At 67.6% G+C, this 7,355-nt stretch carries 7 protein-coding genes and 4 pseudogenes; 7 read left to right on the plus strand and 4 right to left on the minus strand.

Features of this window, described 5'->3' with window-relative positions; genetic code table 11:
• From CSW58_RS08675 to CSW58_RS08690, 4 genes and pseudogenes are all read left to right on the plus strand, one after another.
• Positions 1-869 (plus strand): annotated as a pseudogene (locus CSW58_RS08675) (crotonase/enoyl-CoA hydratase family protein); the annotation flags it as partial.
• A gap of 141 nt (positions 870-1,010) precedes the next feature.
• Positions 1,011-2,228, plus strand: coding sequence for a DUF2336 domain-containing protein (locus tag CSW58_RS08680; RefSeq protein ID WP_236627728.1), 1,218 nt, complete (start codon positions 1,011-1,013; stop codon positions 2,226-2,228).
• A gap of 225 nt (positions 2,229-2,453) precedes the next feature.
• On the plus strand, positions 2,454-2,879 hold the full coding sequence (locus CSW58_RS08685; RefSeq protein WP_099447032.1) for a MucR family transcriptional regulator: 426 nt from the start codon (positions 2,454-2,456) through the stop codon (positions 2,877-2,879).
• 203 nt (positions 2,880-3,082) lie between these two features.
• Positions 3,083-3,579 (plus strand): annotated as a pseudogene (locus CSW58_RS08690) (PAS domain-containing protein).
• 15 nt (positions 3,580-3,594) lie between these two features.
• Here CSW58_RS08690 and CSW58_RS08695 read toward each other — a convergent pair.
• The 3 genes and pseudogenes from CSW58_RS08695 to CSW58_RS08705 all read right to left on the minus strand — a co-directional run bounded on the left by CSW58_RS08695 (position 3,595) and on the right by CSW58_RS08705 (position 5,612).
• Positions 3,595-4,506 carry a ribokinase gene (locus CSW58_RS08695; RefSeq protein ID WP_099447026.1) on the minus strand — a complete coding sequence of 304 codons (912 nt, stop codon included), beginning with the start codon at positions 4,504-4,506 and terminating at the stop codon, positions 3,595-3,597.
• Positions 4,507-4,515: 9 nt separating this feature from the next.
• Positions 4,516-5,307: pseudogene (fliP, locus tag CSW58_RS15130) on the minus strand (flagellar type III secretion system pore protein FliP).
• Positions 5,304-5,612: a flagellar biosynthetic protein FliO gene (locus tag CSW58_RS08705; RefSeq protein ID WP_099447027.1), complete on the minus strand. Its 309-nt coding sequence runs from the start codon at positions 5,610-5,612 to the stop codon at positions 5,304-5,306. Before CSW58_RS08705 ends, fliP begins: the two are co-directional and overlap by 4 nt.
• A gap of 95 nt (positions 5,613-5,707) precedes the next feature.
• Here CSW58_RS08705 and flgB point away from each other — a divergent pair, with 95 nt between their 5' ends.
• From flgB to fliE, 3 genes are read left to right on the plus strand one after another with little or no spacing between them, the layout of a single operon-like run.
• Positions 5,708-6,160 (plus strand): flagellar basal body rod protein FlgB, encoded by a 453-nt coding sequence (gene flgB, locus CSW58_RS08710; protein ID WP_099447028.1) that lies wholly within the window; start codon positions 5,708-5,710, stop codon positions 6,158-6,160.
• A 12-nt stretch (positions 6,161-6,172) separates the two neighbouring features.
• A complete protein-coding gene (flgC, locus tag CSW58_RS08715; protein ID WP_099447029.1) occupies positions 6,173-6,592 on the plus strand; it encodes a flagellar basal body rod protein FlgC in 420 nt (139 codons plus the stop codon).
• A gap of 10 nt (positions 6,593-6,602) precedes the next feature.
• Positions 6,603-6,911, plus strand: coding sequence for a flagellar hook-basal body complex protein FliE (fliE, locus tag CSW58_RS08720; protein WP_099447030.1), 309 nt, complete (start codon positions 6,603-6,605; stop codon positions 6,909-6,911).
• Here fliE and CSW58_RS08725 read toward each other — a convergent pair.
• A pseudogene (locus CSW58_RS08725) lies at positions 6,908-7,355 on the minus strand (transcriptional regulator); the annotation flags it as partial. The gene fliE and the pseudogene CSW58_RS08725 overlap by 4 nt on opposite strands.

Raw genomic sequence — 7,355 nt, forward strand, 5'->3', positions numbered from 1 at the left:
TTCGAGACCCTGCTCTACGATGTCGAGGACGGGATCGCGACGATCACCCTGAACCGCCCGGAGAAGATGAACGCCTTCACCGCCCGGATGATGAAGGACCTGATCGAGGTGTTCGACCTCACCGACGCCGACGACGCGGTCAAGGCGGTGATCATCACCGGCGCCGGCCGGGCGTTCTGCGCCGGGGCGGATCTGTCGGGCGGCGCGCGACCTTCGATCGCAGCTCGCCCCAGGCCCTGGAGCGGGAAGAAGGCAAGGTCGGCGACATCTATCGCGACGGCGGCGGCCGGGTGACCCTGCGCATGTATGACAGCCTCAAGCCGATCATCGGCGCGATCAACGGCGCGGCCGTCGGCGTGGGCGTGACCATGCAACTGCCGATGGACATCCGCCTGGCCTCGACGGCGGCCAAGTTCGGCTTCGTGTTCGCCCGTCGCGGCATCACGCCGGAAGCCGCGTCCTCGTGGTTCCTGTCCCGCCTGGTCGGTCTGCAGACGGCGCTGGAGTGGTGCTATACCGGCCGGGTGTTCGGCGCCCATGAGGCGCTGGATCGCGGCCTGGTCCGCTCGCTGCACGAGCCTGACGACCTGCTGCCCGCCGCCCGCGCCCTGGCCCGCGAGATCGCCGACAACACCGCCCCCGTCTCCATCGCCCTGACCCGCCAACTGCTGTGGCGCATGGCTGGCGCGTCTCATCCGATGGAGGCCCACAAGGCCGACAGCCGGGCCATCCAGTCGCGCGGCGCGTCCGGCGACGCCAAGGAGGGGGTCTCCTCGTTCCTTGAAAAGCGCACGCCGGTCTATCCGGACAAGGTCAGCGCCGACGTGCCCGACATCTGGCCGGAATGGACCTCGCCGCCATTCCGTTGACACGGGACCGGGGCCACGATTTCGACCCTGGCGGAGCCAAGCGGCGCGCCCCACATTCTCGTGTGGGGCGCGCGGCGCTCATCCGAAGTTAAGGCTGTTCTGGTCTAGATTCGGGGTTGCGGCGCCCGCGCCAGGATGAGCATGACCGACCAGACCGCCTCCCTGCCGGACGCCGGCCCCGTCTCGACCAGGCCCCGCTCTCGCGCGGCCCTGCTCAAGCGGCTGGCCGACGTGGTCTGTCTTCCGGCCAGCCGGATCAACGCCTTCGAGCGCGGCATGACCGCCGACCTGCTGGTCGAGATGCTGCGCGACGCCGTTCCCGAGGAACGCGAAAAGGTGGCGCGGCGCCTGGCGACTCTGGGTGACATGCCCGGCGTTCTGGTGCGCCTGCTGTTGCGCGACGAGGTGCTGGTCGCCCGGGCCCTGCTCGAGAACTCGACCAATCTCAGCGACGCCGACCTGATCAACTGCCTGTATCACGCCACGGTCGAGCATCGCCGCCTGATCGCCCTGCGGCGGGGGGTCAGCGATGTCGTGGCCGACGCCCTGGTCGACATGGGCGAGCCCGTGGTGATCGAGACCCTGCTCCGCAACGAGCTGGTCCGCTTCAGCCATCAGGGCCTGGAAAACATCGTCGCGGCGACGCGCGACAATCCCAACCTGATCCCGCTGCTGCTCAAGCGCCCGGAGCTACGGCCCAGCCACGCCTATGTAATGTTCTGGTGGTCGGATGCAGACTCCCGCCGCACGATCCTTCAGCGCTTCGCCGTCTCGCGCGAGATCCTGCAGGACGCGGTCGGCGACGTCTTCGCCCTGGCCTCGGCCGAGGGCTGGCAGGACCCGTTGTCGCGCAAGGCCCTGCAGTTCATCGAGCGCCGGCAGCGCAATCGCGCCGCGATCGCCAAGAGCCCCTATGACAGCCTCGAGGACGCGGTGGCCTCGGCCCAGAGCGGCATGACCCGCGAGGTCGCCGAGGAGATCTCCTATCTGTCCGGGCTCAAGCCCATGACCGGGGCCAAGATCTTCACCGACGGCGGCGGCGAGCCCCTGGCGATCCTGTGCAAGGCCACAGGCCTGCCGCGCGCGGCCGTCCGAGCCCTGTGGCGCGGCCTGCGGCGGCCCGAGACCGATTCCACCGGCGCCATCTCGTCTGGTCTGGAGCGGGTGATGACCGTCTATGACACCATCGCCGTCGACCGGGCCCAGACCGTGCTGCGCTACTGGAACTGGTCGCTGTCCTCGGCCCTGACCCCGGCGCTGCTGAAGGCGATCCGCGAGGGCGACGAGTCGGCGGTGGATGAATATTCGGTGCCGCAGCGGGCCGCCATGCTGGCCCTGTCGCGTGATTTCGGACGTTAGCCCAACAGGACTGAGCGCATTCACTGAAACGACGTCCCCAATTCGAGTAAGTTTCTGACGACGCAAGGCGGCCGCGCCGGCCATTGGGTCTGCATTCGACAGTATTCGAGCGCTTCGCCTGACGGGCGAGTTGCCGCGTACGAATAATGTGGTTATTCACGACGATGACTGGCCGAGCAGAATTGGCCATCGATGTCAGAACACGAAGCGCCGGATCACACCATGATGGACGACCAATCCGAACTCATCGAGATGACGGCGGGAATCGTCTCTGCCTATGTCGGCTCCAACAGCGTGCACGCTGGCGACGTCCCGGCGTTGATCAGCATGGTGCACAGGTCGTTGGCGGCGCTAGCCGGCGATGCGGCCGAGCCCGAGGCCACGGCGCCCCGGGAGCCGGCGGTGCCGGTCAAGCGGTCGATCACGCCCGACTATCTGATCTGCCTGGAGGATGGTCTGCGCTTCAAGTCGCTGAAGCGCCACCTACGCACCAAGTACAATCTGAGCCCCGAGGACTACCGGGCCCGGTGGGGCCTGGCCAAGGATTACCCCATGGTCGCCCCCAACTATGCCGAGGCGCGGTCGAATCTGGCCAAACAGATGGGTCTGGGCCAGGGCGGGCGTAAGGCCGCCAAGGGCGCCGCCGCCTGAGTCTGAGCGTTCATTTACTTCAATCGGTTCAAATATTTGCGCCTGACCATGCCGCCCGGCCCCCTTCACTGGAGGTCGGGCGTTTTGCTGCACAATTGACTCTCTTCGAGAATCTTTGTTGGCGGATTCCATTTTCCGCTTGCCGCCGATTCGTTGCTTAAGACATAGTGAATCGTCGTGATTCCAACGACTTGTTAAGGAATCTGAAGATGAACGCGCAGCTGAGCGCATCCGCCACGGCGGCCCGTGCTCACCAGGAGATGTTCGCCTATTGGGCGTCCCTCCGCCGGGGGCTAGGCTCCCCGCGCGCGTCGACCTTCAACCTTCCGGCATCAAGCGCCTGTTGCCGACCGTCAGCCTGATCGACGTGAGCAGCAATCCGCGCGACTACCGCCTTCGTCTGGCCGGCACCGCCCTGTATGGGGTCTATGGTCGCGAGATCACCGGCAAGGACCTGGGCGAGGTCTACAATACCGCCGCCGCCGACTACTGGCGCAAGGAACTCGACAAGGTGGTCGACGAACGTCGGCCCGGCGTCGGCGTCCATAGCCTGGCCTGGAAGGGCGCGCCGCACATGTCGATCCTCTGGCTGCGCCTGCCCCTGGCCAGCAACGGCAAGGACGTCGACATGATCCTGGGCTATGACGCCGTGGTCGGCACCCAGAGCGAGAACGGCTTCAGCGGCATCCGCGCGGCCTGATCGCGCCCGGGCCGCCTAGCCTTCCAGGAACGCCTCGACCTCACGCCGGCTCGGCATGGACGGCGCGGCGCCAGATTTCTGCACCGACAGGGCGGCGGCGGCGTTGGCCATTTCGACCGCTTCGCGCAGGTCCATGTTGGCGGCGAGATTGGCGGCCAGCGCCCCGCAGAAGCAGTCGCCCGCGCCGGTGGTGTCCAGGGCCTTGACCTTGCGGCCTTCGATCAGGAAAGCCTCGTCGCGCCGCACGGTGGCGACCCCGGCCGAGCCCAGGGTGACGATGATCGTCTGGTCGGGCCGGCTCATCAGCTTGCGGGCCACGCGCGAGACCTCCTCCAGCTTGCTGGGCTCGTGGTCCAGCTTGGCGTAGGTGGCCAACTCGGTCTGGTTGACGATCAGGATGTCGGTCAGGGGAAACAGGGCCGCGCCCTGGGGCAGGGCGGGGGCGGCGTTGAGGATCCGTAGGCCCCCCTTGGCGGCGCCGGCCCGAAACAGGGCCTCGATGGCGCTGACGGGGGTCTCCAGCTGGCTGAGCAGCACCCTCTGGCCCTCCAGGGGCGTGGCGCCGACATGCTGGGCGGTGAGGGCGGTGTTCGCGCCGCCGGTGACGACGATCATGTTCTCGCCGCTCTTTGACACCCAGACATGGGCCTGGCCGGTGGGAACATTGGCCAGTTCGGCGACGTCGGCCACCTGCACGCCATAGCCGGCCAGCTTGGCCTTCAGGCTGGGGCCGCTGTCGTCGCGCCCCACAGCGCCCATCAGACGGGTCGGCGCACCCATCCGGGCGGCCGCCACCGCCTGGTTGGCGCCCTTGCCGCCAAGGAACAGGTCGAGGGACAGGCCGGCCACCGTCTCGCCGGGCCTCGGCAGGTCATCGACCCGCGCCACGGCGTCCAGATTGATCGAGCCCAGGACAAATACGGTCATCGTCGCCTTTTAACTCCCCGGCCCGCGCTGGAAACTCTCCACCAGACTGCCGGCCACCAGCCGCCAGCCGTCGACCAGCACGAAGAAGATCAGTTTGAACGGCAGGCTCACGGTCGCCGGCGGCAGCATCATCATGCCCATGCTCATCAGGACGCTGGCCACCACCAGATCGATGACCAGGAACGGGATGAACAACAGGAAACCGATCTCGAAGGCCCGCTTCAGTTCCGAGATCATGAAGGCCGGGGTGACCACCGTGATCGGGGTGTCCTGGCGGTCTTGGGCTTTTCGATCTTCGACAGCCGCACGAACAGGGCCAGGTCGTCCTGGTCCACCTGGCTGAGCATGAAGGTCTTGACCGGCTCGCTGGCCGCCTCGAAGGCCTGGGGCATCTCGATCTGCTTGTCGAGCAGCGGCTTGACGCCCGCGTCATAGGCCTTCTCGAAGGTCGGCCCATGACGATGGCGGTCAGGAACAGGCCAGGCTGATGATCACTGGGTTGGGCGGCTCTGTTGCACGCCGATGCGGTGCGCAGCAGGCCCAGCACCACGACGATGCGCACGAACGACGTGGTCATGATCACGATCGACGGAGCCAGGGACAGTACGGTCAGCAGGCCGACCATCTGGACGACCCGCTCGGACAGGCCCGCGCCGGTGCCAGATTGACATTGACCGCCGAGGCCAGAGCGATCGACGGGCCCAGCACCCAGGCCAGGCCGCTCAGGGCCGCGATCAGGGCCGCGCGACGCAGGTCGCCCGGTTCCGTTCCCAGGATGGATTTGATCAGGGCGCGCATCAGACGACGGCTCCGGCGACGGGGTTGCGGGCAGGGCGGGAGCGGGGCGGCTTTGGGCCCCAGTCGAGGAGCTTCCCTTCGCCCAGCAGCAGCAGCCGCTCTTCGCCATCGAGATTGAACAGGATCAGCCGGCGGGTGGGGTCCAGGACCAGGGTTTCGACCACCTGCATGCGACGCTCGCGGCGCATCCGAACCAGCCGCGCCAGCGTGTCGGGACCAAATCGCTTCAGCCCGGCCGCGACCAGGCCGATCAGGCCCAGGGTGACCGCCAGGGCGGCGACCGCGCGGATCAATTCGATAAAATCCATGGCGCCGACGCTCGTCAGACAAAGGGCGCGACGCGAGGTCGCGGCTCTGGTGTGCCCGAGGGACCTTAATGCTGGATTAACCCTGTTTCTTCACCATGGGGCTTCATGGTCCCGACGATATCCCCCTCTTCGCGATGCTGAAAAGCCGGCTCGGCTATCTGTCCGAGCGGCAGAAGCTCGTCGCCCAGAACGTGGCCAACGCCGACACCCCGGGCTATCGCCCGCGCGACTTGAAGGCCTACAGCTTCCAGGCCTCGCTGGCCGCCCAGAACACCGCGCCGGTCTATCGCGGCGGACCGGCGGCCCCGACTAGCGGCGTGGCGATGATCGGCACTTCGAGCGGCCATATGGGCCCGTCCAAGCCGACCGGCGCCTGGCGCTCAACGGCGGGCGCGGACAGCGAAACCACCCTCGACGGCAATGCCGTGACCCTCGAGGACCAGATGCTCAAGATGACCGACGCGCGCATGAACTATGACGCGGCCGTCGGTTTCTACCAGAAGTCCCTGACGATGCTGCGGATGGCCTCGCGCCGTCCGGGCGGCTGAGGATAGACGCCCATGCCCCAGATCAAGTCCCAGTCGATGACGACCATGGCCATCGCGGCCAGCGCCTTGAAGGCCCAGCAGGGCCGGATGCGGGTCATCGCCGAAAACCTGGCCAACGCCAATTCCACCGCCCGCACGGCCGGCGGCGACCCCTATCGCCGTCAGGTGCCGGTGTTCCAGCCGGTCAAGGTCCAGGGCGCCGAGGGCGTCCGGATGACCCGGGTCGATCCGGACCAGAAGGACTTCAAGACCGAATATGATCCAGGCAACCCGGCCGCCGACGCCAAGGGCTATGTCAAGCTGCCCAATGTCGACTCGCTGGTCGAGGCCCTGGACATGAAGGAGGCCCAGCGGGCCTACGAAGCCAATCTCAACGTCATCGAGACGGCGCGCGCCATGGAATCGCGCACCCTCGACCTGCTGCGCAAATAGGAGATAGGCGATGATCACCGCGCTCGCGGCCGCCAAGGCCTATGCCGCCCAGGGGACGATGTCGGTCGGATCGATCGGCGGGTCCGGAGAGGCCAAGAAGGCCATGGACTTCGGCGAGATGCTGAAGTCGGCCATGACCGACACGGTTCAGGCCTCGCGCCACGCCGAAAGCAAGATCGCCCAGCAGGTCTCGGGCAAGGCAGAACTGATCGACGTGGTCACCGCCATCTCGTCGGCCGAGGCCAGCCTCGAGACCGTGATGGCCGTCCGCGACCAGGTGATCAGCGCCTATCAGGAAATTATGCGGATGCCGATCTAGGTCGGATCCTGCCCCTCTGGCCCGAACAGGCGATCGAAGGCCTGTGATCCCGTCGGGGTGAAGGCGACCACACGGCCATCGAGGCGCGCCCAGCGCGCGTCCACCACCCGCTTGAGAATGGCCGCGCCCAGGGCGCCGCTGAGGTGGTGCCGCCGCTCGCTCCAGTCCAGGCACAGCCGGCAGACCGGCCTGCGCGCCTGTCGCATCGTCGCCAGGTCGAACCTCCGCGCGACGAAAAAGGCCTCGCCGGCCGCCGAGAGCCCGGGCTCCGTCCCGCCCAGCAGCAGCCCTTGCTCGGCCAGGCCAGCGGCCAGGGCCACGCCACGCGATCCCGCCAGATGGTCGTAGCAGACCCGGGCCGTGCGCAGGGCCGCGTCCTTGGGGCCGGTGCGCAGCCGCACCGCGCCGGTGCGCTGGGCCAGGCTCATCAGCCCCTCCAGCACC

This window comes from Caulobacter sp. B11 (assembly GCF_002737765.1).
GTDB lineage: Bacteria > Pseudomonadota > Alphaproteobacteria > Caulobacterales > Caulobacteraceae > Caulobacter.